This is a genomic window from Streptomyces sp. NPDC002754 (assembly GCF_053592315.1).
This window is the reverse complement of sequence record NZ_JBSFVM010000033.1, coordinates 1-26,069: the sequence shown is the minus strand read 5'-3', so window position 1 is coordinate 26,069 and position 26,069 is coordinate 1. Positions and strand designations below refer to the sequence as shown.

The following is a 26,069-nucleotide window of genomic DNA, read 5'->3' as shown; positions in this document are numbered from 1 at the left end:
GGTGCGGCGGCCCCTCAGTCGTGAACGGTCACGAGTAGTGATAGCGGGCCTTGAGGATCTTCACTTCCTTGTCGTCGGCCCGGTACACGAGCCGGTGTTCGTCATCGATGCGACGCGACCAGTAGCCCGACAGATCGCCCTTGAAGGGTTCGGGCTTGCCGATGCCCTCGAACGGGGTGCGCTGGATCTCCGCGATCAGGCGGGTGATCCGCCGCGCGGTCTTGCGGTCCGCCGACAGCCACCAGCTGAAGTCCTCCCAGGCGGCGGTGTCGAAGTGGACACTCCTCACTCCTCGCCCCCCGCGAGGTCGCGCAACTCGTCCAGCGACTTCTCGGCACCGGGATGGCCCGCGCGGTCCCGCGCCACGGCCTCCATCAGGCGCTGGGCGTTGGCGGGGGAGCGCAGCAGGTAGACCGTCTCCTGCCAGGCGTCGTAGTCGTCGGCGGACATCAGGACCGCGTCCCCGCCCCGCGACGTGATCCGTACGGGCTCGTGGTCGTCGTTGACACGCTCTATCAGCGGGAACAGGGTGGCGCGGGCCTCGCTGGCGCTGATGGACATGTCCGCTCCCTTGAGGTGGGGCCGTAGAGTCGTACGACTTCACGGTACCTACATTGTACCGAATTTCGGTACCACTGGGTGGGGCGGGACAGCCGCACGGAAAGCGCCGCCGCACCTGTGACGGGTACGGCGGCGCTTTCTCTGCGGCTGCTGCGGAGCGGAAGCGTGTTAGTTGACGCTGCCCATGAGCCCCTTGACCTTCTTGCGGTACATCCAGAACGCGATGCCCGCGAGGATCGCGAGGCCGGCCTCGGCGACGACCGCGCCCGAGGTGTTCAGGTCGACCCCGGCGGTCGAGAGCAGACCGGTGACGGAGTCGCCCGCGGTGACCGCGAGGAACCAGACACCCATCATCTGCGAGCCGTACTTCGCCGGAGCCATCTTGGTCGTGACCGAGAGGCCGACCGGGGAGAGGCAGAGCTCACCGATGGTCTGGATGAAGTAGATCGCCACCAGCCACATCGGGGAGACACGACCACCGTTGTTGGCGGTGTCGATCAGCGGCATGAGGAAGACGACGAAGGAGATGCCGATCAGGACCAGGCCCGAACCGAACTTGACCGCGGTGCTCGGCTCCTTGCCGCGCTTGTTCAGCCACAGCCAGGCGGAGGCGACCAGCGGGGCGAACGCCATGATGAAGATCGGGTTCAGCGACTGGTACCAGGAGGTCGGGAAGTCGAAGCCCAGCAGGTGGTTCGTCGTCGAGTTCTCGCCGAAGATCGAAAGCGTCGAACCGTTCTGGTCGTAGATCATCCAGAAGATGGCCGCGACGACGAAGAACCAGATGTAGCCGGAGAGCTTGGACTGCTCGTCGTTCGACAGCTCCTTGTCGCGCTTCATCTTGACCAGGACGGCGACCGGGATGATCAGGCCGATCAGCGTCAGCGGCACGAGCACCCAGTTGAGGGTGTAGGTGCCGGTCGCGACCACGATCACGTAGAAGACGGCGGCGACAACGGCCCAGATCAGCGACGTGCGCAGCGACTTGGCCTTCTCCTGCGCGCTGGCGGGCTTGACGACGACGTCGCTCTCGCTGCTCAGGTGACGCGTGCCGAACATGAACTGGGCCAGACCCAGGGCCATGCCGATCGCGGCGAGCCCGAAGCCGAAGTGCCAGCTGACGTTCTCACCGACGGTGCCGATGGTCAGCGGCGCCAGGAAGGCACCCAGGTTGATGCCGATGTAGAAGATGGTGAAGCCACTGTCGCGGCGCGGGTCCTGCGGGCCGTCGTAGAGGTGGCCGACCATCGTGGAGATGTTGGCCTTCAGCAGACCCGAGCCGAGCGCCACGAGCGCCAGGCCGACGAAGAACGTGCCCGAACCGGGCAGCGCCAGCGTGATGTGGCCGAGGATCACGATGCTCGCGCCGTAGGCCACCGTCTTGCGGGGGCCCCAGAAACGGTCTGCGAACCAGCCGCCGGGCTGGGCGAGCAGGTAGACCATGGACATGTAGACCGAGTAGATCGCCGTGGCGGTGGCGGGGTTCATGTGAAGCCCGCCGGGAGCGATCAGGTACAGCGGGAGCAGTGCCTTCATGCCGTAGAAGCTGAAACGCTCCCACATCTCGGTCATGAAGAGTGTGGCCAGTCCGCGGGGGTGGCCGAAGAAGGTCTTCTGCGAGCCGGGGGTACCGGCCGAGTCCTTCGTCAGGCTGGACGCCATGGTCGATCCTTGTGGGGTGTCGGGACGCGCCGCGGTGAAGCGGATACGCGCCCGGTGGGGCGGCCGGCACCGGAGTCCTGCCGCCCTTCCCACGCCCAGAGGGATGTGCCCGACGAGGTCTTCGTGCGGGACGAGGCACGGCGGACCCGAGATCCACACCCCGGCGCTTCATTACACGCGGGGCCCGGCCACAGGTCATTCCTAAAAACACTGACGGAAGTCAGCTCACACAAGAAAGGGACCTTGGGTGCGCAGTGCGCTCCAAAGGTCCCCCAGTAGTGCATCAGGCGTTGAATCACCTTACGAACGACTCAACGCCATATGGAAGGACTTGAGAGATGGATCACAGGCCTTCACGGAACCCCCCGCACTGTTTCAAAGGTCATCCCCACGATGACACCCGGACACCGCAGGGCGCGAACCCGGAAGCAAAAATTCCGTTCGCCGCGCGAGGCCGCTGTATCCGATCACCCCACGGGCGTCGTCCGCCGCGGACTACCATCACCCCATGACCCGTGTACTGCTCGCCGAGGACGACGCGTCCATCTCGGAGCCGCTGGCCCGTGCCCTGCGCCGCGAGGGTTACGAGGTGGAAGTGCGCGAGGACGGTCCCACCGCCCTCGACGCCGGACTGCAGGGAAGCATCGACCTCGTCGTGCTCGACCTCGGACTGCCGGGGATGGACGGCCTCGAGGTGGCCCGCAGAATGCGCGCCGAGGGGCACACGGTGCCGGTGCTCATCCTCACCGCCCGCGCGGACGAGGTGGACACGGTCGTCGGCCTCGACGCCGGCGCCGACGACTACGTGACCAAGCCCTTCCGCCTCGCCGAGCTCCTCGCCCGCGTCCGGGCCCTGCTCCGCCGCGGCGCCACCGAGCCGGTGCAGGCCCCGGCCACGCACGGCGTCCGTATCGACGTCGAATCGCACCGCGCGTGGATGGGCGAGGAGGAACTCCAGCTCACGGCCAAGGAGTTCGACCTCCTGCGGGTCCTCGTACGGGACGCGGGCCGCGTGGTCACCCGTGACCAGCTGATGCGCGAGGTCTGGGACACGACGTGGTGGTCGTCGACCAAGACCCTCGACATGCACATCTCCTGGCTCCGCAAGAAGCTCGGCGACGACGCGGCGAATCCGCGGTACATCGCGACGGTGCGGGGTGTGGGCTTCAGGTTCGAGAAGAGCTGAGGCCACCCGCCTCGGGGCTCCGCCCCGGACCCCGCGCCTCAAACGCCGGCGGGGCTGTTATTAAGCCCTTGCGGCGATTGAGCAGCGGGGTCCGGGGCGGAGCCCCGTGTCCGTAACCACGTTGCCGCCGACGCATCCGGGACACTAGGACATATGCGTCGCCGACTGATCAACTCCACCCTCGCCGTGGTCCTGGTAGTGATCGCCGTCTTCGGCGTCTCCCTGGTCATCGTGGAGACCCGAACCATCACCAACAGCGCCCAGGAACGCGTGGAGTCGGAGGCCGTCCGCCTCGCCTCCATCGTGGACAGCAGAATCCTCGGCGAGGAACAGATCACCGGCGGCATCCTCCAGGACCAGGTCGCGGGGGACCGCTACGCCGAGATCGACATGCCCGGCCGCCACCCGCTCACCATCGGCACGCAGCCCGTCGGCGACGTCATCTCGTACACGGCCAAGGGCGAGCAGGGCGAGAAGGTCACCGTCGAGGAGGCCCGCTCGGCCGTCACCACGGAGGTCGGCCGCACGCTCCTGATCATCGCGGGCGTGGCCCTGCTCGCGATCGTCGCCGCCGTCCTGCTCGCCGTACGCCAGGCGAACCGCCTCGCCTCCCCGCTCACCGACCTCGCCTCCACGGCGGAGCGCCTCGGCTCCGGCGACCCGCGGCCCCGGCACAAGCGCTACGGCGTCCCGGAGCTCGACCGCGTCGCGGACGTCCTCGACGGTTCGGCGGAGCGCATCGCCCGCATGCTGACGGCCGAGCGGCGCCTCGCGGCCGACGCCTCGCACCAGCTGCGTACGCCCCTCACGGCGCTGTCCATGCGCCTGGAGGAGATCACCATGACCGACGACCTGAACGAGGTGAAGGAGGAGGCGACCATCGCGCTCGCGCAGGTCGAGCGGCTCACCGACGTCGTCGAGCGGTTGCTCACCAACTCCCGTGACCCGCGCACCGGATCGGCCGTCCCCTTCGACCTGGACGAGGTGATCAAGCAACAGCTGGAGGAGTGGCGGCCCGCCTACCGCAGCGCCGGACGCGCGATCGTCTCCTCCGGCAAGCGCCACCTCACGGCGGTCGGCACCCCGGGCGCGGTCGCCCAGGTGCTCGCCGCGCTGATCGAGAACTCGCTGATGCACGGCGGCGGCACGGTCGCCCTGCGTACCCGCGTCACCGGCAGCCAGGCCATCGTCGAGGTCACGGACGAGGGTCCCGGCGTCCCGCCGGAGCTGGGCTCGCGGATCTTCGAGCGGACCATCAGCGGCCGCAATTCGACGGGCATCGGCCTCGCCGTCGCCCGCGACCTGGCGGAGGCCGACGGGGGCCGCCTCGAAATGCTCCAGAGCAGCCCGCCGGTCTTCGGCCTGTTCCTCTCCCGTACGCCGCTGAAGAAGACGGCGGACGGGGACGAGGAGCAGATGATCAGGTGACCCGGCCCGCGCCTCAGCGGGTCCGTGCCGCCGGGGCCGATTCGTCGAGGAACGATTCCGCGCTGGCCACGGCCTCCCTCGCGGGCAGCGTCTTGAACACCCATGTCCGGTACGACCAGAACCGGAACAGGGTCGCGAGGCCCATGCCGAGGAACTTGAAGATGTTGCTCTGCAACGAGCTGTTCCAGCCGAACCCGTACGTCGCCGCGTACAGGACACCGTTCTCGATGATCAGGCCCGCCACGCTGAACAGCAGGAACAGCGTGAGTTCCTTGGTGCGGCCGCTCTTGTCGCGGTCGCGGTACGTGAAGTAGCGGAACCCTACGTAGTTGAAGGCAATGGCGACGACCGTCGCGATCACGCTGGCCCGCACCACCTGGAGGTCCGTGCTGTGCCGCATGAGATTGAAGACGGCGAAGTTCACGAGGACGCCCAGGGCGCCGACGACACCGAACTTCGCGACCTCGCGGGCCATGCCCGTGAGCCGCTGTCGCAGTGCGCCGATGCGGCCGGTACGTCCCGTGATGCCCATGATGGTCGCCTCAGCCCCCGTGATGTCCGTCGTGGTGTCCGTCGTGCCTGTCGTCCCCGTCGTGTCGGATCCGGTCGTGACCGACCCAGCCATGCTAACCACGCGCCTTCGTTCTGTGCCTGTGGTCTGTAGGACGCGGTGCGGGTACCGGACACCTGGCCGATACCCTGTGGGTGTGACGTTCCCCGTAGTCGGCATGGTCGGCGGTGGACAGCTCGCTCGTATGACACACGAGGCAGGCATCCCGCTCGGCATCAGGTTCAAGCTCCTCAGTGACACCCCGCAGGATTCCGCGGCGCAGGTCGTCGGCGATGTCGTGGTCGGCGACTATCGCGACCTGGACACGCTGCGCGAGTTCGCGCGGGGCTGCGACGTGATCACCTTCGATCACGAGCACGTCCCGACAGAGCATCTACGGGCCCTGGAGGCGGACGGCATCCCCGTCCGCCCCGGGCCCGACGCGCTGCTGTACGCCCAGGACAAGGGCGAGATGCGCGCGAAGCTCACGTCGCTGGACGTGCCGTGCCCGCGCCACCGCATCGTGACGGACCCGTCCGACGTGGTCGCGTTCGCCGAGGAGGGCGACGGCTTCCCCGTCATCCTCAAGACGGTGCGCGGCGGCTACGACGGCAAGGGCGTGTGGTTCGTACGCTCCGCGGCCGACGCCTCGGACCCGTTCAAGGCGGGCGTTCCGGTCCTCGCCGAGGAGAAGGTCGACTTCGTACGGGAGCTGGCGGCCAACGTCGTCCGCTCCCCGCACGGGCAGGCGGTCGCGTACCCGGTCGTCGAGTCCCAGCAGGTCGACGGCGTCTGCGACACGGTGATCGCCCCGGCCCCCGGGCTCGGCGAGGCCCTGGCGGGCGAGGCGCAGGAGCTGGCGCTGCGCGTCGCGCAGGAGCTCGAGGTGGTCGGCCACCTCGCGGTCGAACTCTTCGAGACCCGCGACGGCCGCATCCTGGTCAACGAGCTGGCGATGCGCCCGCACAACTCCGGCCACTGGACGCAGGACGGGGCGGTCACGTCCCAGTTCGCGAACCACGTCCGTGCGGTCCTCGACCTGCCGCTCGGCGACCCGCGCCCGCGCGCGCCGTGGACGGTCATGTGCAATGTCCTGGGCGGCGACTACCCGGACATGTACAGCGCGTATCTGCACTGCATGGCCCGCGACCCGCAGCTCAAGATCCACATGTACGGCAAGGACGTGAAGCCCGGTCGCAAGATCGGCCACGTCAACACCTACGGCGACGACCTGGACGCCGTCCTTGACCGCGCCCGTCACGCAGCCGGCTACCTCCGAGGAACGATCACCGAATGAGTTCTGCAGTGCGCCCCGTGGTGGGCATCGTCATGGGCTCGGACTCCGACTGGCCCGTCATGGAGGCCGCGGCGAAGGCGCTCGACGAGTTCGAGATTCCCTACGAGGTCGACGTCGTCTCCGCGCACCGGATGCCGCACGAGATGATCTCGTACGGGGAGCAGGCCGCCGAGCGTGGCCTCAAGGCGATCATCGCGGGTGCGGGCGGCGCGGCCCACCTGCCCGGCATGCTGGCGTCGGTGACGCCGCTGCCGGTGGTCGGCGTGCCGGTCCCGCTGAAGTACCTCGACGGTATGGACAGCCTGCTGTCCATCGTGCAGATGCCGGCCGGCGTGCCGGTCGCGACGGTGTCGGTGGGCGGCGCGCGCAACGCGGGCCTGCTCGCGGCGCGCATGCTGGCCGCGCACGACGACGAACTCCTCGGCCGGATGAAGGACTTCCAGCAGGAGCTGAACGACCAGGCGACCGAGAAGGGCAAGCGGCTGCGGGCCAAGGTCGCGGGCGGCGGCGCCGGCTTCGGGTTCGGTTCGGTTTCCGGTTCGGGGAAGTGACGCGCGTGAGTACCTCTGCCGGACTTGAGGAAGCCCGTTCGCTCCTCGCCGAGTTCCCGGTCGTCGACGGTCACAACGACCTGCCGTGGGCGCTGCGCGAGCAGGTCACGTACGACATCGACGCGCGCGACATCGCCACCGACCAGAGCGCCCATCTGCACACGGACCTGGCGCGGTTGAGGGCGGGCGGCGTCGGCGCGCAGTTCTGGTCGGTGTACGTCCGTACGGATCTGTCGGGTGACGCGGCGGTGTCCGCCACCCTCGAACAGATCGACTGCGTCGACCAGTTGATCGCCCGGTACGCGGGTGAGCTGCGCGAGGCGCGGACGGCGGCGGACATGGAGGCGGCGCGGTCGGAAGGCCGCATCGCCTCCCTCAAGGGCGCCGAGGGCGGCCACTCCATCAACAACTCCCTTGCTACGTTGCGGGCGTTGTACGCACTCGGCGTCCGCTACATGACGCTCACGCACAACGACAACATCGCGTGGGCGGACTCGGCGACGGACGAGCCCGGCGTTGGCGGCCTCTCCGCGTTCGGCCGCGAGGTCGTCCGGGAGATGAACCGCGAGGGCATGCTGGTCGACCTCTCGCACGTGGCGGCGACGACGATGCGCGCGGCGCTGGATGTTTCGGTTGCGCCGGTCATCTTCTCCCATTCCTCCTCCCGCGCGGTGTGCGACCACCCGCGCAACATCCCGGACGACGTGCTGGAGCGCCTGCCGGGGAACGGGGGAGTGGCCATGGCCACCTTCGTCCCGAAGTTCGTGCTCCAGGCGGCGGTCGACTGGACCGCGGCCGCGGACGACAACCTGCGTTCGCACGGCTTCCACCACCTGGATACGTCTCCGGAGGCGATGAAGCTGCACCGCGCCTTCGAGGAGGCCCGGCCGCGCCCGATCGCGACGGTCTCGACGGTGGCCGACCACCTCGACCACATGCGCGAGGTCGCCGGCGTCGATCACATCGGCATCGGCGGGGACTACGACGGCACGGCGTTCACGCCGGACGGCCTCTCCGACGTCTCCGGCTACCCGAACCTCATCGCCGAACTGGTCGACCGTGGCTGGTCCCGGTCGGACCTCTCCAAGCTGACGTGGCGCAACACGGTCCGCGTCCTGGGCGACGCGGAATCAACCGCGGCCGACCTCCAGTCGCAGCGCGGCCCGTCGAACGCGACGCTGTCCCAGCTGGACGGTTAGGACGGCACGCCGGGACCGTGGACGGCCAGGCCAAGCCCCCACCCCACCCCTCCCCGAAAGTCCTGCCGGACGGGCCTGCTCAATCGCCGCAGGGGCTCCAAATGGAGCCCCTGCGGCGATTGAGCCCTGGGGCCGGGTGGGCACGTCAGCCTGTGCGGTGATCGAGGGTTCTCGGGGCGCCGGTCCCGGCACATCAAGCCTGTGCGGTGATCGAGGGTTCTCGGGGCGCCGGCCCCGGCACATCAAGCCTGTGCGGTGATCGAGGGTTCTCGGGGCGCCGGCCCCGGCACATCAAGCCTGTGCGGTGATTGACGGTTCTCAGGGCGCCGACCCTGGCATATCAAGCCCCTGCGGCGATTGAGCAGCGGGGTCCGGGGCAGAGCCCCGTGACGTGGGAACGGTCCACCGCAGCGATGTCGACCGGCGCCGCCCCCGGCCCCCCGGCCCCCCGGCCCCCCGGCCCCCCGGCCCCGCGCAACCACACCCCCGCCCACCCGAACGGCACCGCTCGCCGAGACCCCGCCCGCCCCGCATGCCACGGTGGTTCGAACGACTGTCCCCCTGACGTCCGGAGCCCTGCCATGGCAGACCTACAGGACGAGCTCAACGCTCCCGCCGAAGCGGGCGACCTGGAACCCGCCAGGCCCGCCAACGCGGGCACCGCGGCCCCCACACCCGCGCCTCCCACCGCCCCCCACGACCTCCTCGCCCGCCACCCCGTGGCCGACGGCTACTGCGGCCTCCCACAGGTCCTGCGTACCCTCCCCTGGTACGACCTGGAGCTGGGCGAGAGCGCCGTGGAGGCCGACCTGCCGAGGCTGCGCGCGGGTGGCACCGGCGCGCAGCTGTGGGCACCCCACGTAGACCCGGACGCCCCGGTCACCACGACGCTGGAACAGATCGACCTGATCAACGACGTCGTCGCCCGCCACCCGGAGGACCTCCGCCTCGTCCGTTCCGCCTCGGACATGGCCGACGCCCGCGCCCACGGCCGTATCTCCGTGCTCATCGGCCCGGTCCCGGCCACCGCGGCGGCGGACTCACTCGGCACGCTGCGCTCCCTGCACGCCCTCGGCCTGCGCGCCCTCACGCTGAGCGGCACCTCATGGGCGTCGGAGAGCGGCCTGCCCCTGTTCGGCGAAGAGGTCGTACGGGAGATGAACCGGCTCGGCATGCTCATCGACCTCACCGGCGCCTCGGCCGCGACCGCCACCCGCGTCCTCGCCGTGTCCAAGGCCCCGGTCGCCCTGACCCGCTCCGGCGCCCGCGCCCTGAACCACCACCCGGACAACGTGCCGGACGAGCTTCTCGCCGCACTCGGTGAGAGCCGGGGGCTGTGCCTGGTGCCGTGCTCCGCGGACCGCACGGGCCCCGCCCTGCGCGACGTGGCCGATCACCTCGACCACGTGCGCCGTCTCGCGGGCCCCGAGTCGGTGGGCCTGTCGGGCACGTACGACACCGGGGACGCGCACCCCGAGGGCCTCGGCGACGTCGCCGGCTACCCGGCCCTGGTCGCGGAGCTCCAGGCCCGCGACTGGACCGACACCGAACTCGCCCTCCTCACCTGGGGCAACGTCCAACGGGTGCTGCGCAGCACGGAGTTCGTCTCCCGTGCCGCGCAGCGCCGCCGGGACCCCAGCCGCTAGCCGGCGTCCGGACGGATCAAGCAGAACGGATGCCCCGCCGGGTCCGCGTACACCCGGAAGTCGCGGGCGCCGCCCTCGTCGTCCAGGTCGAGCGGCACCGCGCCGAGGGCGAGGATCTTCTCCTGCGCGGCCTCGATGTCCGCCACGTCCAGGTCGAGGTGGAGCTGCTGCGAGTCGTGGTCGGCGGCGGGCCACCGCGGCGGCTTGTGGTCCGGCACGCGCTGGAAGGAGAGCCGCTGGCCGTCCGGCGCGTACAGGTCGTACCAGTCGCCCTTGCCCTGGTAGTTCTCGATCCGCCCGCCGAGCACGGCCGCGTAGAACTCGGCGAGTGCGACGGGGTCGGGGCAGTCGTAGGCGACGGTGCCGATTTTCGCGAAGGCCATGTCGGCTCCCTTGGTCGGAAGGATCAGCAGGCGCAGAGGCAGAACGGGTGCCCCGCGGGGTCCGCGTAAACCCGCCAGCTGCGCGAACGGTCCGCCGCGTCGAGCACCGTGGCCCCCAGCGCGAGCACCTCCTTCTCCGCCGCGTCCAGGTCCTCGGCGGTCAGATCGAGGTGGAACTGCTGGGACGCGTCCGGCGCGGGCCAGGCGGGCGCCACGTGATCCGGCGCCTGCTGGAACGCGAGGCTGTGGCCGCCCGGCGCCGTCACGTCGACCCAGCCGTCCTCCTCGCCGGTGATGCTGCCGCCGAGCACGGCGGCGTAGAACTCCGCCAGTTCACGCGGCCGCGGACAGTCCAGGACGACGACTCCGAGTTGTGCGATGGGCATGATGCCTCCTCGTGTTACCCCTATACGGGGTTAACAGGTAACTTCGGCGTTACTGCATACTGCCGCACTGGGGGTAACGTCGCAACCATGAATGCCCGCCAGACCGCACCCGGTGGCCTCGCCCTGATCGAGGCCCTGGTGAACACGCTGCTCGACATCACGACGGGCGAGGACGCGCTGGAGCGGGCCGAGGTGCGCGAGCGCTTCGGCATCGCGGCGGGCGGGCTCGACGAGGCGCGCGAACTGCGCGAGTCGCTGCGCGCGGCATGCCTGGCCCACGCGGGCCATCCGCCGCACGACGCCGTGACCCCGCTGGGCGAACTGCTCGCGCGGGCACCGCTGCGGGTGGCGGTCGACGAGCGGGACGGCACGGCGAGCCTCGTCCCGGTGCACGGCGGGTCCCTGGCCGGACGCGTGGCGGCCGCCATCGCCGAGGCGCGCGGGGACGGCACCTGGGCGCGGCTCAAGGCCTGCGAGGCCGCCGACTGCCACTGGGCGTATTACGACCGGAGCCCCGCGGGCCGCGGTCGCTGGTGCGACATGGCGGTCTGCGGGGCCCGGGCGAAGATGCGGCGCTACCGCGCCAAGTAGTTATGCGGATCCAAGTAGTTACGTGGATCCAAGTAGTTACGCGGAGGGGCGTCCCATCGCCCGGTACGTCCACCCGGCCGCCCGCCACAGCGCACTGTCCAGCGCGTTGCGCCCGTCCAGGAGCACCGGGTTCGCGGCGACCTTGGCCAGCTCCGCCGGGTCGAGCTCGCGGAACTCGCGCCACTCGGTGAGGTGCAGCACGATGTCCGCCCCGCGCACCGCCTCGAGGGCCGAGTCCGCGTAGCCGAGCGTCGGGAACACGCGCCGCGCGTTGTCCATGCCCTTCGGGTCGTAGACCGTGACCTGGCCGCCCTGGAGGTGGATCTGACCGGCCACGTTGAGGGCGGGGGAGTCGCGTACGTCGTCGGAGTCCGGTTTGAAGGAGGCACCGAGCACGGCGACCCGCTTGCCGAGGAACGCCCCGCCGCCGAGCGCCTCGCGGGCCATCTCGACCATCGCGCCGCGCCGCCGCATGTTGATCGAGTCGATCTCGCGCAGGAAGGTGAGCGCCTGATCGGCACCCAGCTCACCGGCGCGCGCCATGAACGCCCGGATGTCCTTGGGCAGGCAGCCGCCGCCGAAGCCGATCCCGGCCCGCAGGAACTTGTGCCCGATCCGCTCGTCGTAGCCGATGGCCTCGGCGAGCTTCGCGACGTCGCCACCGCCCGCCTCGCAGACCTCGGCCATGGCGTTGATGAAGGAGATCTTGGTCGCCAGGAACGAATTCGCCGACGTCTTCACCAGCTCCGCCGTCGGGTAGTCCGTCACGACGAACGGGGTGCCCTCGGCGAGCGGCTTCGCGTACACCTCGCGCAGCAGCTGCTCGGCCCGCTCGCTGTTCACGCCGACAACGATCCGGTCCGGGTGCAGCGTGTCGTTCACGGCGAAGCCCTCGCGCAGGAACTCCGGGTTCCACGCCAACTCCGCGTGCCGCGGCAGCAGTTCGGTGAGGCGGGTCGCCGAGCCGACCGGCACGGTCGACTTGCCGACGACGAGCGCGCCCTCCTTCAGGTGCGGCGCGAGCGAGGCGAAGGCGGAGTCGACGTAGCTCATGTCACAGGCGTACTCGCCGTGCTTCTGCGGGGTGTTCACGCACACGAAGTGCACATCGCCGAACTCGCCGGCCTCCGCGAAGTCCATCGTGAAGCGCAGCCGCCCGCTCGAACCCTCGAACCCCGAGACGTGCTTGCGGAGCAGCTCCTCGAGGCCGGGCTCGTACATCGGGACCTCGCCCCGCGTGAGCATGTCGATCTTCTCGGGCACGACGTCCAGGCCGAGCACCTCGAAGCCGAGCTCGGCCATGGCCGCGGCGTGTGTCGCGCCGAGGTAGCCGGTGCCGATCACGGTGATCTTGAGGGCCATATCGGGGGGCTCCAGAGGTGTGGGTGCTACAGGGCGCTGCCGAGCATAGCTGTGGCATGTGCAGGCGCCTCACCGGGCAACTTTCCCTCTGTCGCACAGCTCACGTATCCGCACGGGGAGCGGCGGCCTAAGATTCAGGTTACTTAACGGTAATTAGCATCAGTAAAAGCGTGTCTTGGAGTGTGAGAGACCTTGGCCGGATCGGCTGACTTCGACCTGTACCGCCCGTCCGAGGAGCACGACATGCTCCGCGACACGATCCGTGCGCTGGCCGAGGCGAAGATCGCCCCGCACGCCGCCGCGGTGGACGAGGAGGCGCGCTTCCCGCGCGAGGCCCTCGACGCGCTCACCGCCTCGGACCTGCACGCCGTGCACGTACCCGAGGAGTACGGCGGCGCGGGCGCGGACGCGCTCGCCACGGTCATCGTGATCGAGGAGGTGGCGCGCGTCTGCTGCTCGTCCTCCCTGATCCCGGCGGTGAACAAGCTCGGCTCCCTCCCCGTGATCCTCTCCGGCTCGGAGGAGCTGAAGAAGAAGTACCTGGGCCCGCTGGCCAAGGGCGACGGCATGTTCTCGTACTGCCTGAGCGAGCCGGACGCGGGCTCCGACGCGGCGGGCATGAAGACCCGCGCGGTACGCGACGGCGACTCCTGGGTCCTCAACGGCGTGAAGCGCTGGATCACCAACGCCGGCGAGTCCGAGTACTACACGGTGATGGCGGTCACGGACCCGGAGAAGCGCTCGAAGGGCATCTCGGCTTTCGTCGTCGAGAAGTCGGATCCGGGCGTCTCCTTCGGCGCCCCGGAGAAGAAGCTCGGCATCAAGGGCTCGCCGACCCGCGAGGTCTACCTCGACAACGTGCGGATCCCCGCCGACCGCATGATCGGCGCCGAGGGCACCGGCTTCGCGACCGCGATGAAGACCCTCGACCACACCCGCATCACGATCGCCGCCCAGGCGCTCGGTGTCGCGCAGGGCGCCCTCGACTACGCCAAGGGCTACGTCCAGGAGCGCAAGCAGTTCGGCAAGCCGATCGGCGACTTCCAGGGCGTCCAGTTCATGCTCGCGGACATGGCCATGAAGATCGAGGCCGCCCGCCAACTGACGTACGCGGCCGCCGCCAAGTCGGAACGCGGCGACAAGGACCTGACCTTCGCGGGCGCCGCGGCCAAGTGCTTCGCCTCGGACGTCGCCATGGAGGTCACCACGGACGCCGTCCAACTCCTCGGCGGCTACGGCTACACCCGCGACTACCCGGTCGAGCGCATGATGCGCGACGCCAAGATCACCCAGATCTACGAGGGCACGAACCAGGTCCAGCGCATCGTCATGGCCCGCAACCTGCCGTAACGCCCGCCACACGCCGAAGGCCCCTGATACCCCGCACGGATCAGGGGCCTTCGTGCGTCCGGCGCCGGTGTGCCCTGGTCTCCGGGAGTGCCGCCAGGTAGCCGCCGTCCACGGGCAGGCAGATGCCGTTGACGTACGAAGAGGTGGGGCCGGCCAGGAAGGCGATGGCGTCGGCGATCTCTTCGGGCGAGCAGAGGCGGCCGAGCGGGTAGTCGGCCTCGACGCGGGCGCGGGCCGCGGGGTCGCGCCAGCGGTGGGCGTTGCGTTCGACGGGTACGAAGCCGGGCTTGACGACGTTGGTGCGCACCCCCAGTGGTCCCCACTCGGTGGCCGCCGCGCGGGCGAGGGCGCCGAGGCCCGCCTTGGCGACCGCGTACGGGGCGCAGTCGGGCGCGGCGCCGTGCGCGTGCACCGAGCCGACGAGGACCACGGACGCGGGCCCCTCGCCCTTGCACCGCACCAGCTCGGCGGCGGCCTGCCAGGCGGAGACCAGCCCGACGTCGAAGACCTTGTGCCACTGCGAAGGGGTCAACTCACCCAGTGGTACGCGTAGTTCGTGCAGGAGTGAGTGCACGAGGACGGAGGGGGGCTCGGGGGCGGCGTCGAAGGCCCGCCGGATGAGGGCCGGTTCGGTGGCGTCGCCGACCAATGCTGCGTGTACGGAAGGGAGTTGGCGCACCGTCGGGTCCCGGTCGACCGCGACGACATGCGTACCGCCGGTGGCGAGCCGGGCGACGATCGCCCGGCCGACCCCACCGGCGGCACCGAGAACGAGAGCGGACGTCATGACGACATCCTGGCCTCAGAGCCTGTGTCGTATCCCCGGTCGGGCGCGCGGCGTCTGGCACGCACGCTCGCCGCGTTGCCAAAAAGCCCTGGTAGCTCCGCTACAAGGACTTTCCGGCGCCTTGCGATCGCACGCACCAGACGCCGCGCGCTGATCCGACCGGGGATACGACACAGGCTCTCAGTCGCTGGAGACCGTGACCTTCTCGTCGTTGTTGAACTGGTCGACGAGCTGCTTGACCTTGGCCTTGTCCCACAGCAGGTTGCCGCCGACGCTGCCGCTCGTCGGCATGTTCATGGACTTGCCGTCACCGCCGTTGGCCGCCTTCATCGCCAGGAACATCTTGCCCAGCGACCACAGGCTCATGTCCTTGTCGACGGTGAGCGAGTCCAGGCCCGCACCCATCGTCGGGTACAGCGTGAACGGGTTCAGGACGGTGCCGGGCGAGGACACCTTCTGCGCGAGCGCCCCGAGGAACTGCTGCTGGTTCTTGGTGCGCTGCAGGTCGGACTGGGCGAAGGCGTGCCGCGTACGGACGAAGGCGAGGGCCTGCTGGCCGTCCAGGGTCTGCTCGCCCTTCTGGAAGTCGGCCCCGGACCACTTGTCCTTGAAGCCCTCCTTCAGGTTCATGTCGACGCCGCCGACCGCGTCCACGATGCTCGCGAAGCCACCGAAGCCGATCTCCGCGTAGTGGTCGATGTGCAGCCCGGTGTTGGACTCGACGGTGCGCACGAGCAGCGTCGGGCCGTCCTCCGCGTAGGCGGCGTTCAGCTTCGTCTGACGCCCGGTGGCCGGGTACGTCTTGCCGGACTCGGCGCCCTTGTACGAAGGGATCTCGACGTTCGAGTCACGCGGCAGCGAGACGAGGGTGTCCCCGTTGGAGCCGACGTGCAGGATCATCATCGTGTCCGTGCGCTTGCCCTCGGCGGAGCCGGTGTGCAGCTTCTTCTTGTCCTCGGACGTCATGCCCTCGCGGCTGTCGGTGCCGACGATCAGGTAGTTCGTGCCGTCGCCCGCCTCCGGCCGGTCGATGACCTTCGACAGGTCGACGTCGCGGTGCAGCTTCGAATCGGCCCAGAAGTACGTGCCGACGCTCGCGACGACCACCACGACGACCACGGCCAGGACGGTCCGCTTGATGCGCTTGCCCCAGTTGGGGGGCCGCACCGGGCGGCCGGTCGGCGGACCGTAGTCGCCACCGTCGTCGAAGCCGGGGCCCCGGCCGCGGCCGCCGGGCTGGCCGTAGACCTGTCCCGTGTTGTACCCGTCGTCGTACGACGGGTTGTAGCCGCCACCGTCGTACGGGGGCGGCGGCTGCTGCTGCGGCACGGGGCGCTGCACGTGCGGCATGGCACGGACGCCTTCCGGGCGCGTGCTGCCGCTGCCGCGGCCGTATCCGCCGCGGCCCGCGCCGCCCTGCCTGTCGCTCCGCCCGTCGGGCCAATCATTCATAGGGCTCAGTGTGCCGTGCTCGAATACGTGCCTTACAAGCCCTGAAGTGAAATCGCACCAGTGCTGTTGCAGAGCTAACACATTCGGCGCGCGCATAAGGTTGGTGCCATGACAGACCTGGCCCACGGCCCGGAATCGGATATTCCGGGCAAGCCGACTTCCTCTTCCCGCACGACGTTGTCGCACATCATGACGCACAACGACACCAATCTCCTCGGCACGGTGCACGGTGGCGTGATCATGAAACTGGTCGACGACGCGGCGGGTGCCGTGGCCGGCCGGCACTCGGGCGGACCCGCGGTGACGGCCTCCATGGACGAGATGGCGTTCCTCGAGCCGGTGCGCGTGGGCGACCTGGTGCACGTGAAGGCGCAGGTGAACTGGACGGGGCGCACGTCGATGGAGGTCGGCGTGCGGGTCCTCGCCGAGCGCTGGAACGAATCGACGCCCGCGCAGCAGGTCGGCTCGGCCTACCTGGTCTTCGCCGCGGTCGACGCGGACGGCAAGCCCCGCACGGTCCCCCCGGTCGAACCCGAAACCGACCGCGACCGCCGCCGCTACCAGGAAGCCCAAATTCGCCGCCAACACCGCCTGGCCCGCCGCCGCGCCATCAAGGAACTGAGGGCGCAATCAGGCGAGGATTGAGCAGGCTTTCCAAGCCCGTGCGGCGCTTGAGCACGTCTTTCAAGCCCGTGCGGCGCTTGAGCACGTCCTTTCAAGCCCCTGCGGCGATTGAGCAGCGGGGTCCGGGGCAGCGCCCCGATCTTTTCAGCCACGGCTCCGTGGCTGCGGTCGCGGGGCTCCGCCCCGGCCCCGCGCCTCAATCGCCGGCGGGGCTTGATCTGCTCACCCGCACACCACCTGGTCCCCGGTAACCGCCCCGAACGACCCAGCGTCGGCGTCCTGCGCCCGCACCGCCCGCACACCCTCGTAGTCCGCCCCGGCCACCACCTTCAACACCGGCCCGAGCCCATCCACCGCCTTCATCTCCGCCCCCGGCAAAGCCGCCGCAAGCGACTTCGCCGACCGGTCCCACCCGGGGTCGTACAGCACAGTCGTCCGCCCCACCGTGAGGTCATCCGCGTTGACGGGCGCCCCCGACGTCCGGAACCCCGTCCGCTTCAGCGCCGAGTCCACCTTCTTGCCGAGCCCCGAGGACTTCGTCCCGTTCTCGACCTGGACACGGATCTCCTTCGGCGAGACGTCGACCACCGCCGCCTTCTTCGCCTTCGGCCGGTGCTCGGCGAGCGGCTTGTCCTCGCGCAGCGACTTGAACAGCGTCGCCGACTTCTTGTCGTCCCACTTCACCGTGGAGCCGATGTTCGGCACGGAGTAGCTCATGTTCCCGATCGGCACGGTCGTGAACTCCGAGGACGACGGCGAGAAGTTCCGCATGGCCCGCGCCAGGTCCACCATCTCGTCCGCCCCGAACCCCTTGTCGGCCCGGACCGAGTTGAGCAGCGTAGAGGCGACACCGCGGAACCGGACCGGATTGAGCAGCACGCCCGACGACGTCGCCTTCGAGATCAGCGCCGCCATGAACCGCTGCTGGCGCTGCATCCGGCCGAGGTCGCCCGCACTGTCCATGTGCCGGGCCCGCACGTACTGGAGGGCCTCCCCGCCGTTCAGCTTGTGGGTGCCGGCGTCCAGATCGAGGCCGGTGTAGGAGTCCTTGAGCGGGGAGTCCGTGCAGATGTCGACGCCGCCGAGCTCGTCGACCGTCTTCATGAAGCTGGTGAAGTCGACCTCCAGGTAGTGGTCGAGCTTCACCTTCGTCATGTGCTCGACCGTGCGCAGCGTCAGGGCGGGCCCGCCCTCCGCGTACGCCGCGTTCAGCTTCACGGGGTGCTGGTGGTGCTTCTCGCCGCTGTTGATGTCGGTGTGCGCCGGGATCTCCGCGTACGAGTCGCGGGGGAGGGAGACGACGGAGGCGCGCTCGTGGTTCGCCGAGATGTGCACGATCATCACGGTGTCCGTGCAGTGGCAGGGCGCGCCGCCGAGCTTGTACTTCTGGCGCTCCTCTTCGCTGATCTTGTCGCGGCCGTCGGTGCCGACGAGCAGCACGTTCATGCCGCTGCCCGCCGCCGGCCGGTTCTTCATGTCCTTGAAGGGGTCGATCCGGTGCAGCCCGCCGTCGATACCGGTGACGAGCGCGTGCCCGACACCGGCCGCGGCGAGCACCGTCACCGAGACCGCCGTCGCTACCCGCATGGCCCACCGCGACTTCTTCCTGAGCGGCGGCCGGCCGGGCCCGCGGGCCTGCCCCTGGGAACGGGAAGGCCGCTGCGGACGGTCGGGGGAGCGGGGCGGCGTGGGCACCGGGGGACACCTCCGCGACGGTGGGCGTGGGACGCGAGCACAGTAGGCCCATACGATCTGCTGACCACGGCAGCGACTCGGTGGCGCGCGCCCGTGTCCCCCATTAGCGGTAACGTGACCCGCGATGAACGCAACCGCCAGCTCTGTCACGCAGCTCCCGGCCGTCTCCGTGATCATGCCCATCCTCAATGAGGAGCGGCATCTGAAGGAGGCCGTCGAGGCGATCCTGACGCAGGAGTACGACGGCGAGATGGAGGTCGTGCTCGCCCTCGGCCCCTCCACCGACCGTACGGACGAGGTCGCCGCGCGGCTCGTCGCCGAACACCCGAAGGTGTCCACGGTGGCGAACCCGACGGGCCGCACCCCCGCCGCCCTGAACGCCGCGATCAAGGCCTCCCGCCACCCGATCGTCGTCCGCGTCGACGGCCACGCCGCGCTCTCGCCCGGCTACATCGCCACCGCCGTGCGCCTCATGGAGGAGACCGGCGCGATGAACGTCGGTGGCATCATGCACGCCCAGGGCACCAACGCCTGGGAGCAGGCCGTCGCCGCCGCGATGACCTCGAAGATCGGTGTCGGCAACGCCGCGTTCCACACGGGCGGCGAGGCGCAGCAGGCCGAGACGGTCTATCTGGGCGTCTTCCGGCGCGAGGTGCTCGAGAAACTCGACGGTTACAACGAGGAGTTCATCCGCGCCCAGGACTGGGAGCTGAACTTCCGGATCCGCGAGTCGGGCGGCCTCATCTGGTTCTCGCCCGATCTGCTGGTCGACTACCGGCCCCGGCCGAGTGTCAGGGAACTCGCCAAGCAGTACCGGAACTACGGCCGTTGGCGGCACGTCGTCGCCCGCTTCCACTCCGGTTCGATCAACCTGCGCTACCTCGCCCCGCCGACCGCCGTGTGCGCGATCGCGGCGGGCGTCGTGGTCGGCGCCGCCCTCACGCCGTGGGGCTTCGTGATCCCCGGCGGGTATATCGCGGCGATCGTCGCGGGCTCGATCCCGGCGGGCAAGGGGCTGCCGCTGAAGGCGCGCGCCCAGATTCCCGTCGCGCTCGCCACGATGCACATGACGTGGGGCTGGGGCTTCCTGACCAGCCCGAAGTCCCTCGCGAAGAAGGTCATCGCCTCGCGCCGTCCTGCCGTGCCGCAGGAGCCCGCGGTCAACTGACCGTCAACTTCCTTACGGGGCGCGGGAGTTCGACTCCCGCGCCCCGTTCTCGTTGGAGCGTTGGGGCGTAGGAGCTACCAGGTGTAGCCCTGCTCCACCTTCATGCACGTGGAGTCGTCCGCGCCGTTCTGCGTCTGCTCCTTGTCCAGGGCCTTGCTCGCGTCCTCGTCGTCCGTGGACTCCGTGGACTTCGGGTAGGCGGTGCCCGTCTTCCAGTCGGCGCCGACGATCAGCGTCACCCCGGACACCTCCGTCGACTCCTGCACCGAACTCAGCGGAATCCCCAGGGACTTGGCGACCGCCTGCGCGTCGCCCTCCAGGTCGGCCGAGGGGTAACGGATCACCGTCTTGTCCTCGACGAGGGACTGCGCCTGGTCCGGGACCGCCTGCGTGAAGCCGTCGGCGGTGAGGGCCTGTGCCACCTGCGCGGCCCGTCCGGGCGCCGCGGGCGTCGTCGCCGTCCGCGTGCCGTTGCGCACCTGTACCGCGATCTTGTCGTCGGCCGCGGCCGGATCGTCGGACTTCTCGTCCTTCGCCTTCTCCTTGTCGCTCTTGGTGTCCTTGTCCCTGCCGTCGAGCGCGATGTCGTCACGGAGCAGCCGCCACAGCGCGTCGGCGTCCTTCGCCTTCGGCGCCACGCGCGCACCCTCGTACACGAACGGCATCGTCGTCATCGTGATCCGCTTCGGTGCGGGCCGCTTCAGCTCGTTGCTCAGGTCGTACAGCTTCTTGACCGTGTCGAGGCCGTCGTCGACGCCGAGCGCGTCCGTCGCCTTCTCGGCGAGCGTGCGCAGCTTGCCCGGGTGGCTGAACGTCGCGTTCTCGCGCAGCTCGCGCACCATCGAGCTCATGTACATGTGCTGCGCCTTGGCGCGCGCGATGTCGCTGCCGTCCTCGAAGCCGTGCCGCGTCCGCAGCCACTGCAGGGCCTGCTCGCCCTTGACGGACGTCGTGCCCTTCTTCAGCTTCAGTCCGGAGCCTTCACCCGAGCTGTTTCTGGAGTAGACGTTGGCGTTGACGCAGACCGGTACGCCGCCGATCGCGTCGGCCATCGACACGACGCCGGAGAAGTCGACCATCATGTAGTGGTCGATGTGGATGCCGGTCATCTGCTCCCAGGTGGCGACCGTGCAGCCGGCGCCGCCGCGGGCCAGCGAGGTGTTCACCATCTGCCGGGAGACCGTCGCCTCGTACACCTTGCCGGTCTTCGGGTCGGTGCACTGCGGCAGCCGGGTCAGGGTGTCGCGGGGCATGCTCACCACGGACATGTTGCTGCGGTCGGCCGACAGGTGCAGCAGCATCTGTACGTCGGCCAGCGGGGCGGAGCCGACGCTCTGCTTGTGCCCGCCGAGCTTCAGGTTCTCCTTGGTGTTCCGGCTGTCGGAGCCGATCAGCAGGATGTTCAGCGGCCGCTGGCCCGCCGCGTTCGGCGTCGGCTCGGGGACCTTGTGCTCGCCGAGATTGAGCTTGCCCGTGTCGAGGTTGCCGTTCAGATGCCGGTAGTAGAGGTATCCGGCGCCGGCCGTGCCGATGATCAGGAACGCGAGGATGCTCGCGGTCCAGCGAAGTATTCGTCGTCTGCGGCGGCGCGGCCGGACGCCCGCGCGCTGCCTGCTGCGAGTGGTGCGGCCGCGGCTGTCCGCGTCCCCACCCGGGGCGTCGCCGCCCGGTGCCTCCTCGTACAGGCTGTCGTCCCACCCCAGGTCGGACGCCTGATCCGGTGGTTCGCCCCGCCCGGCAGGCCGCCGTGTGCGCTCCCCACGCACAGTGCCTCGCCCCATGTCGTACCCCGCCCTCCCCGCCCGGTGACAGCGACTCGGCCGCCCACTGTCACTTACTTAGACAGTCAACAGGCGGCCGAGGTTGGTCACTTGGCGCACACAGCCTTGTCCGCTGTTGTCTTGTCGACCTCCGGCGCCTTCGCCGAGGCTCCGTCGACGGGTGTCCCCGCACCCTTGAAGTCGCCGCCGAGGATGAGGGTCATCGCCGGCAGCCCCTGGTCGTTCTTCTCGCTCTTGCCTTCCTTCAGCGCGGACGCCGGAAGGCCCATGATGTCCGCGAGCCGCCGGGCCTGAGAGGCCTGGTTCGGCGCGTATTCGAGGCTCGTCTTCGCCTGATTCGGCTTGTTGCCCATCTGGCTCGACTTCAGTACGCCCTCAGTGTTCTGCAACTCCGTGAGAGTTTCCTGAGCGGCGCCCGTCCTGCCGCTGCCGTTGTAGATGTTGACGCGGACCGCGGAGGCGGCGGACTTGGAGCCCTTGAGCTTCGCGTCCTGCTTCTCCTTCTGCTTCTTCTTCGTCTCCGTGAGGGAGACGTCGTTCTTGATCGCGTTGAAGACCGGGGGCCCCGCCGTCGGGTTCACGACGACGGTCACCGGGGTGTCCTCCGCCGGGTTGTCGATCACGGGAACCGTGGTGAACGACAGGTTCTTCGGCGGCACCTTCCTGATTTCCAGGGCCAGGTCCTTGAGGCTGTTCAGGCTGCCGATGCCCTTGTCGACGGTGAGCGCCTTGGTCGCGGCCTCGGCGAGGCTGGTCAGCTTGCGGGGATTGGTGAGCGTGTCGCTCGAACTCATCTTGCGGGCGAGCGAACCGAGGAACTGCTGCTGCACCTTGATCCGGTCCAGGTCGCCCTGATTGCCGAAGCTGTGCCGGGTGCGCAGGAAGGCCAGCGCCTGCTCGCCCTGCAGATTGTGGGTGCCCGCGGTCAACTTGAGGTGCGAGTCCGGGTCGTTGACGTCCTTGGCGACACAGACGTTGACCCCGCCCACGGCACTGGACAGCGTCTTCACCGCGTTGAAGTCCGCCATCATGAAGTGGTCGACGGTGATGCCCGTGACCGCCTTGACGGTCTTCATGACGCAGCCCGCGTCGCGGTCGGACTGCCCGAGGCTCGTGTTGAAGCGGCTGTTCGGCGTGCCCTTGATGGTCTCGAGCGTGCCGTCCTTCTGCTTCACCTGACAGTCCGGCACATCCACGACGAGGTCGCGCGGAATGCTCAACGCGGTCGCGTTCGTACGGTCCTTGGAGACGTGCAGCAGCACGTTCGTGTCGGCGTGGCCGACGCTGCCCTTGTCCCCGTAGCCCTCGTTGCCCTTGCCGGTGCGCTTGTCGGTGCCCATGACGAGGACGTTGATCGCCTCGTCCTTGGCGAAGCCGTTCTTGGCGCCGACGACGTCCTGCGAGGTGATGTTGCCGTTGAGGTGCTCCCAATACCAGTAGCCGACTCCGGCGCCCACCAGGACGACCATGGCCATGCCGCCGGCCGTCCACAGCATGATCTTCTTGGCCTTCGACTTCTTCTTCGGCCGCGAACGCCGCCGGCCGGGTCCCTGCTCCTGCGTCGCCGGAGCCTCGCGGCGCCTGCGCTGCGGGGGAACGTCACGACGGCCTCCGCCGCCCTGCGGGTTGCCACGGCGCGGGCCGTCACCGCGCGGCGCGTCTCCGCGCGGAGCGGTGCGGCGGGGGCTCGGTACTGCCGACTGCCCAGCGGAGGGGGTCAGTCGCAGTTCGTAGTCACCGGTGTGGGGGTTGAGCACCCACTGATCTGCCGGGTCGATGTTCTCGGCCCGCCCACGGCCTTGCGCGTCCACGGTTGTCTGTGTCCTCCGTCGGGGCCACGCGGCGCCCCACCCCCCTTAAAAGCGGGCGCCCGGTCAAGTCGGTCAGTAGTGCGCGACCGGCTCGCAAGCATGGCCGGGTGCACCGGATCGCTCACACTATCCGCCCAGTTCAGCGTCAAGCGAGGACGGTGACAAATTCCACTCCCCTACAACTGGGCATTCCGGGCCATTTCTTGAACCTGTGAGTCGGCTGATGACTTCCGCTTTACCCAGGGGCCGTTGAGGCGGCGCCCGGCCGCCCGAATTCAGCCGCAGGAGTCCTGCCCGGCGGTGTTGCCGCGGAAAGTGGGGGCGGGGGAGACGCCGGACTTCCCGTCGCTGCCTTCCTCGCCGCCGGATGTGCCGTATTCATCGGACCCGTCGGATCCGGTGGAGTATCCATCCGATTCGACGTCTGTGCCGGATTCGTCCTGCGCGCCGTACTCCTCGTCCGCGGGCGCCTGTTCGGCCACCTTCACGGGCGTGTCCTTGCGCAGCTGGTCGAACAGCCGGTCGGCCGCGGGCTGGACGAGCTGATCGCGGTTGGCGTTGTAGGTGTACGACTCGCGGGGCACCGTCAGGAACCGGATGCGCTCGGCCGGGATGCCGCGCATGCCGCGCACCAGGTCGTAGAGCCCGCGCAGGCTGGCGAGGCCGGGGTCGGTGGTCAGCGAGGAGGTGGCGGCGTCGAGCACGGGATAGAGCCGGGTCGGGTTCAGCAGCACGCCGTTGCTCTGCACCTTCTTGGCGAGCGCGCCGAGGAACCGCTGCTGACGGTCCATCCGGTCGGTGTCGCTGCCGTTGCCGAGGCTCTTGCGGGCGCGTACGTAGCCCAGGGCCTGCTCGCCGTTCAGGTGGTGGGTGCCCGCGGCCAGCCGCACATGCGCGTCGTCGTCGTCCATCGGCCGGTCCAGGCACACGCTGACCCCGCCCACGGCGTTCACCATGTCCTTGAACCCGTCGAAGTCCACGACCATGTGGTGGTCGACCCGGACCCCCGTCATCTTCTCGACCGTGCGGATCGTGCAGGCCGAACCGCCCACCTCGAAGGCGTAGTTGAACATCGCGAACATCGCGTCGTGCTTCTGGCCGTCCGGCTCCCGGCAGGCCGGCACGTCGGTCATCAGGTCACGCGGGAACGAGACGGCCGTCGCGCTCTTCCGGTCCGCCGCGACGTGCAGCAGGATCGTGGTGTCGGAGCGCTGGGTGCCGTCGTTGCGGCCGTACTTCCCGTTCCTGCCCGCCCGCGAGTCGGAGCCGATGAGCAGCAGGTTCTGCGCGCCCTCGGCGAGCACGGTGGGCCGTTCCTTCTCGTAGCGCGCGAGCTCGGTGGCGGCGTCCGTGTCCTCGGTGATGTTCCCGTTGAGCCTGTCGTACGCGACCCAGCCGACGCCGCCCGCCACGAGCACCAGGACCGCCGCGCAGACCGCCGAGTACCGCAGCCATCTCCTGCGCCGCCGCACACGCCCCGCGCCGGTGGGCGAGGAGCCGTGGGCCGGCCCGGGTTCCGGGGGCGTGGCAGTGGAGTCGGTCACGTACAGGTCCCCCTCATGGAAACGTAGGCGTACCTACGACCATGAACCCCGCCGCGCGGGCGGGCCGGGGGAGCTGAGCCGAACGGGCTAGCTTGTCTGCCGCACGGGTTCAGCGGGCGGTCGCGGTGACGCGCTCACTCTCCACGCGCTTGGCGAGGGCCTCTTCCTCGAGCTGGTCGAGGTTGCGGCACAGCACGACGGAACCGCCGGTGGCCAGCGGCGCGTAGAGGCCCGCGGCGAGCCCCCGCCAACTGTCGTATGCAAGCCCGGACAGCAGCCGCGAACCGGGTCCGGTGAGGCCGAGCCCGGTGGCGTCGGCCGCGGCCTTCTCCACCACCTCGGCGCCCGTCCACTCGGCGCCGGCCACGACGAGCGCGGGCTCGTCCGCGTCGACGGGTGCGAAGGGGGCGAACCGGTCGCCCTGCCCCGGCACTTCCACGGCGTAGTCGACGAAGCCCTCGGGGGGCTGCGGGAACCGTCCGCCGAGCGGCCGCAGCGCGAGCGCGACCCGCTCCCCGGAACAGGCACGCGCGGCATCCAGCGTGTCAGGCCCGCTCACCACAAGATCCGCACCGCTCGGATCCCCACCCACATCGGCAACGACGCCGACGGACGAACAGGCCAACAGCCACACCGCGCTCTGCCAGTGGGCGGGCAGCAGGAGCGCGAGCCGGTCACCGGGCTCGGCATTCAGCTCGCCCTGCAGCAGATTGGCGGTCTTGGCCACCCAGTTCGCGAACGTGGCCACGGACAACTCCACGCGCTCCCCGGTCGCGTCGTCGTAGAAGGTGACGAGCGGCCGCCCCGGATCGACATCGAGAGCGGCTTGAAGCAGAGCAGCGGGAGTACGCGGTACGACATTCACACGCCCAGCGTACGTGCCGAGCCCGGCCCCCTGCCCGGGACGGCCGACGCCCCCGCCTTGGGCAATCCGCCTCCCCACCCGTTGCGGGGGACCGCGCCGCCGCCTTGGGCAATCTGCCGCCTTACCACGGAGGCGCCCACGCCGTGCAGACCGCCGGAGGCCGCGTATGCGCCGCCTCCGAACTTGCCGC

General features: G+C 69.7%; 25 protein-coding genes. 10 read left to right on the top strand and 15 right to left on the bottom strand.

The annotated features are described in order from the left end of the window. Positions 1 to 28: 28 nt before the first annotated feature. From ACWD2L_RS35580 to ACWD2L_RS35570, 3 genes are all read right to left on the bottom strand, one after another. On the bottom strand, positions 29 to 289 hold the full coding sequence (locus ACWD2L_RS35580; RefSeq protein WP_351338906.1) for a Txe/YoeB family addiction module toxin: 261 nt from the start codon (positions 287 to 289) through the stop codon (positions 29 to 31). Next, the gene (locus ACWD2L_RS35575; protein WP_351338908.1) at positions 286 to 561 is read right to left on the bottom strand and encodes a type II toxin-antitoxin system Phd/YefM family antitoxin; all 276 of its coding nucleotides are present in this window, start codon (positions 559 to 561) and stop codon (positions 286 to 288) included. The genes ACWD2L_RS35580 and ACWD2L_RS35575 overlap by 4 nt, the downstream gene beginning before the upstream one ends. Before the next feature lie 168 nt (positions 562 to 729). Then, entirely contained in the window at positions 730 to 2,223 is a 1,494-nt protein-coding gene (locus ACWD2L_RS35570) for a peptide MFS transporter (RefSeq protein WP_351338910.1), read from the bottom strand. A gap of 508 nt (positions 2,224 to 2,731) precedes the next feature. On the opposite strand from ACWD2L_RS35570, the gene ACWD2L_RS35565 reads away from it, so the two are divergent. Both ACWD2L_RS35565 and ACWD2L_RS35560 read left to right on the top strand, forming a co-directional pair. Beyond that, on the top strand, positions 2,732 to 3,409 hold the full coding sequence (locus ACWD2L_RS35565) for a response regulator transcription factor (RefSeq protein ID WP_266710971.1): 678 nt from the start codon (positions 2,732 to 2,734) through the stop codon (positions 3,407 to 3,409). 153 nt (positions 3,410 to 3,562) lie between these two features. Then, positions 3,563 to 4,837: an ATP-binding protein gene (locus ACWD2L_RS35560; protein WP_351342897.1), complete on the top strand. Its 1,275-nt coding sequence runs from the start codon at positions 3,563 to 3,565 to the stop codon at positions 4,835 to 4,837. 13 nt (positions 4,838 to 4,850) lie between these two features. Here the strand turns inward: ACWD2L_RS35560 and ACWD2L_RS35555 are convergent, their stop codons facing one another. Further along, entirely contained in the window at positions 4,851 to 5,369 is a 519-nt protein-coding gene (locus tag ACWD2L_RS35555) for a GtrA family protein (RefSeq protein ID WP_351342933.1), read from the bottom strand. A 196-nt stretch (positions 5,370 to 5,565) separates the two neighbouring features. On the opposite strand from ACWD2L_RS35555, the gene ACWD2L_RS35550 reads away from it, so the two are divergent. From ACWD2L_RS35550 to ACWD2L_RS35535, 4 genes are all read left to right on the top strand, one after another. Then, positions 5,566 to 6,684 (top strand): 5-(carboxyamino)imidazole ribonucleotide synthase, encoded by a 1,119-nt coding sequence (locus ACWD2L_RS35550; RefSeq protein WP_451193185.1) that lies wholly within the window; start codon positions 5,566 to 5,568, stop codon positions 6,682 to 6,684. After that, positions 6,681 to 7,235: a 5-(carboxyamino)imidazole ribonucleotide mutase gene (gene purE, locus ACWD2L_RS35545; protein WP_351342901.1), complete on the top strand. Its 555-nt coding sequence runs from the start codon at positions 6,681 to 6,683 to the stop codon at positions 7,233 to 7,235. The genes ACWD2L_RS35550 and purE overlap by 4 nt, the downstream gene beginning before the upstream one ends. 5 nt (positions 7,236 to 7,240) lie before the next feature. After that, positions 7,241 to 8,434 (top strand): dipeptidase, encoded by a 1,194-nt coding sequence (locus ACWD2L_RS35540; RefSeq protein ID WP_351342903.1) that lies wholly within the window; start codon positions 7,241 to 7,243, stop codon positions 8,432 to 8,434. A 581-nt stretch (positions 8,435 to 9,015) separates the two neighbouring features. Then, entirely contained in the window at positions 9,016 to 10,080 is a 1,065-nt protein-coding gene (locus ACWD2L_RS35535) for a dipeptidase (RefSeq protein ID WP_351342905.1), read from the top strand. Here ACWD2L_RS35535 and ACWD2L_RS35530 read toward each other — a convergent pair. Beyond that, on the bottom strand, positions 10,077 to 10,463 hold the full coding sequence (locus ACWD2L_RS35530; protein WP_351342906.1) for a VOC family protein: 387 nt from the start codon (positions 10,461 to 10,463) through the stop codon (positions 10,077 to 10,079). The two genes, ACWD2L_RS35535 and ACWD2L_RS35530, sit on opposite strands and share 4 nt — an antisense overlap. Positions 10,464 to 10,486: 23 nt before the next feature. After that, a complete protein-coding gene (locus ACWD2L_RS35525; RefSeq protein ID WP_351342908.1) occupies positions 10,487 to 10,849 on the bottom strand; it encodes a VOC family protein in 363 nt (120 codons plus the stop codon). 87 nt (positions 10,850 to 10,936) lie between these two features. Here ACWD2L_RS35525 and ACWD2L_RS35520 point away from each other — a divergent pair, with 87 nt between their 5' ends. Beyond that, positions 10,937 to 11,440 (top strand): CGNR zinc finger domain-containing protein, encoded by a 504-nt coding sequence (locus tag ACWD2L_RS35520; RefSeq protein WP_351342910.1) that lies wholly within the window; start codon positions 10,937 to 10,939, stop codon positions 11,438 to 11,440. A gap of 36 nt (positions 11,441 to 11,476) precedes the next feature. Here ACWD2L_RS35520 and ACWD2L_RS35515 read toward each other — a convergent pair whose 3' ends face one another. Beyond that, positions 11,477 to 12,802, bottom strand: coding sequence for a UDP-glucose dehydrogenase family protein (locus ACWD2L_RS35515; protein WP_351342912.1), 1,326 nt, complete (start codon positions 12,800 to 12,802; stop codon positions 11,477 to 11,479). A gap of 192 nt (positions 12,803 to 12,994) precedes the next feature. Here ACWD2L_RS35515 and ACWD2L_RS35510 point away from each other — a divergent pair, with 192 nt between their 5' ends. After that, the gene (locus ACWD2L_RS35510; protein WP_351342914.1) at positions 12,995 to 14,152 is read left to right on the top strand and encodes an acyl-CoA dehydrogenase; all 1,158 of its coding nucleotides are present in this window, start codon (positions 12,995 to 12,997) and stop codon (positions 14,150 to 14,152) included. Positions 14,153 to 14,192: 40 nt separating this feature from the next. On the opposite strand, the gene ACWD2L_RS35505 is transcribed toward ACWD2L_RS35510, so the two are convergent. Beyond that, positions 14,193 to 14,939 carry an SDR family NAD(P)-dependent oxidoreductase gene (locus ACWD2L_RS35505; protein WP_351342916.1) on the bottom strand — a complete coding sequence of 249 codons (747 nt, stop codon included), beginning with the start codon at positions 14,937 to 14,939 and terminating at the stop codon, positions 14,193 to 14,195. A gap of 180 nt (positions 14,940 to 15,119) precedes the next feature. After that, the gene (locus ACWD2L_RS35500) at positions 15,120 to 16,391 is read right to left on the bottom strand and encodes an LCP family protein (protein ID WP_351342918.1); all 1,272 of its coding nucleotides are present in this window, start codon (positions 16,389 to 16,391) and stop codon (positions 15,120 to 15,122) included. A 108-nt stretch (positions 16,392 to 16,499) separates the two neighbouring features. Here ACWD2L_RS35500 and ACWD2L_RS35495 point away from each other — a divergent pair, with 108 nt between their 5' ends. Beyond that, the gene (locus ACWD2L_RS35495) at positions 16,500 to 17,036 is read left to right on the top strand and encodes an acyl-CoA thioesterase (protein WP_351342920.1); all 537 of its coding nucleotides are present in this window, start codon (positions 16,500 to 16,502) and stop codon (positions 17,034 to 17,036) included. A 201-nt stretch (positions 17,037 to 17,237) separates the two neighbouring features. Here ACWD2L_RS35495 and ACWD2L_RS35490 read toward each other — a convergent pair whose 3' ends face one another. Beyond that, entirely contained in the window at positions 17,238 to 18,710 is a 1,473-nt protein-coding gene (locus tag ACWD2L_RS35490) for an LCP family protein (RefSeq protein ID WP_451193156.1), read from the bottom strand. 124 nt (positions 18,711 to 18,834) lie between these two features. Here ACWD2L_RS35490 and ACWD2L_RS35485 point away from each other — a divergent pair, with 124 nt between their 5' ends. Beyond that, complete coding sequence (locus ACWD2L_RS35485) at positions 18,835 to 19,878, top strand: glycosyltransferase family 2 protein (RefSeq protein ID WP_351342924.1); 1,044 nt, start codon at positions 18,835 to 18,837, stop codon at positions 19,876 to 19,878. Positions 19,879 to 19,952: 74 nt separating this feature from the next. Here the strand turns inward: ACWD2L_RS35485 and ACWD2L_RS35480 are convergent, their stop codons facing one another. The 5 genes from ACWD2L_RS35480 to ACWD2L_RS35460 all read right to left on the bottom strand — a co-directional run. After that, on the bottom strand, positions 19,953 to 21,659 hold the full coding sequence (locus tag ACWD2L_RS35480) for an LCP family protein (RefSeq protein ID WP_451193153.1): 1,707 nt from the start codon (positions 21,657 to 21,659) through the stop codon (positions 19,953 to 19,955). Between the two features lie 86 nt (positions 21,660 to 21,745). Further along, on the bottom strand, positions 21,746 to 23,470 hold the full coding sequence (locus ACWD2L_RS35475; RefSeq protein ID WP_351342927.1) for an LCP family protein: 1,725 nt from the start codon (positions 23,468 to 23,470) through the stop codon (positions 21,746 to 21,748). 275 nt (positions 23,471 to 23,745) lie between these two features. After that, on the bottom strand, positions 23,746 to 25,014 hold the full coding sequence (locus ACWD2L_RS35470) for an LCP family protein (protein ID WP_351342929.1): 1,269 nt from the start codon (positions 25,012 to 25,014) through the stop codon (positions 23,746 to 23,748). Positions 25,015 to 25,123: 109 nt separating this feature from the next. After that, entirely contained in the window at positions 25,124 to 25,879 is a 756-nt protein-coding gene (locus ACWD2L_RS35465) for a TIGR03089 family protein (protein WP_351342931.1), read from the bottom strand. After that, the coding region (locus ACWD2L_RS35460; protein WP_451193189.1) for a hypothetical protein at positions 25,876 to 26,069 on the bottom strand (194 nt) is incomplete at its 5' end. The genes ACWD2L_RS35465 and ACWD2L_RS35460, both read right to left, overlap by 4 nt.

Coding starts and splice junctions, on each gene's coding strand:
- ACWD2L_RS35570 (WP_351338910.1), bottom strand. CDS start 2,223: ATGGCGTCCAGCCTGACGAAGGACTCGGCCGGTACCCCCGGCTCGCAG.
- ACWD2L_RS35500 (WP_351342918.1), bottom strand. CDS start 16,391: ATGAATGATTGGCCCGACGGGCGGAGCGACAGGCAGGGCGGCGCGGGC.
- ACWD2L_RS35575 (WP_351338908.1), bottom strand. CDS start 561: ATGTCCATCAGCGCCAGCGAGGCCCGCGCCACCCTGTTCCCGCTGATA.
- purE (WP_351342901.1), top strand. CDS start 6,681: ATGAGTTCTGCAGTGCGCCCCGTGGTGGGCATCGTCATGGGCTCGGAC.
- ACWD2L_RS35485 (WP_351342924.1), top strand. CDS start 18,835: ATGAACGCAACCGCCAGCTCTGTCACGCAGCTCCCGGCCGTCTCCGTG.
- ACWD2L_RS35505 (WP_351342916.1), bottom strand. CDS start 14,939: ATGACGTCCGCTCTCGTTCTCGGTGCCGCCGGTGGGGTCGGCCGGGCG.
- ACWD2L_RS35530 (WP_351342906.1), bottom strand. CDS start 10,463: ATGGCCTTCGCGAAAATCGGCACCGTCGCCTACGACTGCCCCGACCCC.
- ACWD2L_RS35515 (WP_351342912.1), bottom strand. CDS start 12,802: ATGGCCCTCAAGATCACCGTGATCGGCACCGGCTACCTCGGCGCGACA.
- ACWD2L_RS35520 (WP_351342910.1), top strand. CDS start 10,937: ATGAATGCCCGCCAGACCGCACCCGGTGGCCTCGCCCTGATCGAGGCC.
- ACWD2L_RS35550 (WP_451193185.1), top strand. CDS start 5,566: ATGGTCGGCGGTGGACAGCTCGCTCGTATGACACACGAGGCAGGCATC.
- ACWD2L_RS35495 (WP_351342920.1), top strand. CDS start 16,500: ATGACAGACCTGGCCCACGGCCCGGAATCGGATATTCCGGGCAAGCCG.
- ACWD2L_RS35555 (WP_351342933.1), bottom strand. CDS start 5,369: ATGGGCATCACGGGACGTACCGGCCGCATCGGCGCACTGCGACAGCGG.
- ACWD2L_RS35560 (WP_351342897.1), top strand. CDS start 3,563: ATGCGTCGCCGACTGATCAACTCCACCCTCGCCGTGGTCCTGGTAGTG.
- ACWD2L_RS35525 (WP_351342908.1), bottom strand. CDS start 10,849: ATGCCCATCGCACAACTCGGAGTCGTCGTCCTGGACTGTCCGCGGCCG.
- ACWD2L_RS35565 (WP_266710971.1), top strand. CDS start 2,732: ATGACCCGTGTACTGCTCGCCGAGGACGACGCGTCCATCTCGGAGCCG.
- ACWD2L_RS35480 (WP_451193153.1), bottom strand. CDS start 21,659: ATGGGGCGAGGCACTGTGCGTGGGGAGCGCACACGGCGGCCTGCCGGG.
- ACWD2L_RS35535 (WP_351342905.1), top strand. CDS start 9,016: ATGGCAGACCTACAGGACGAGCTCAACGCTCCCGCCGAAGCGGGCGAC.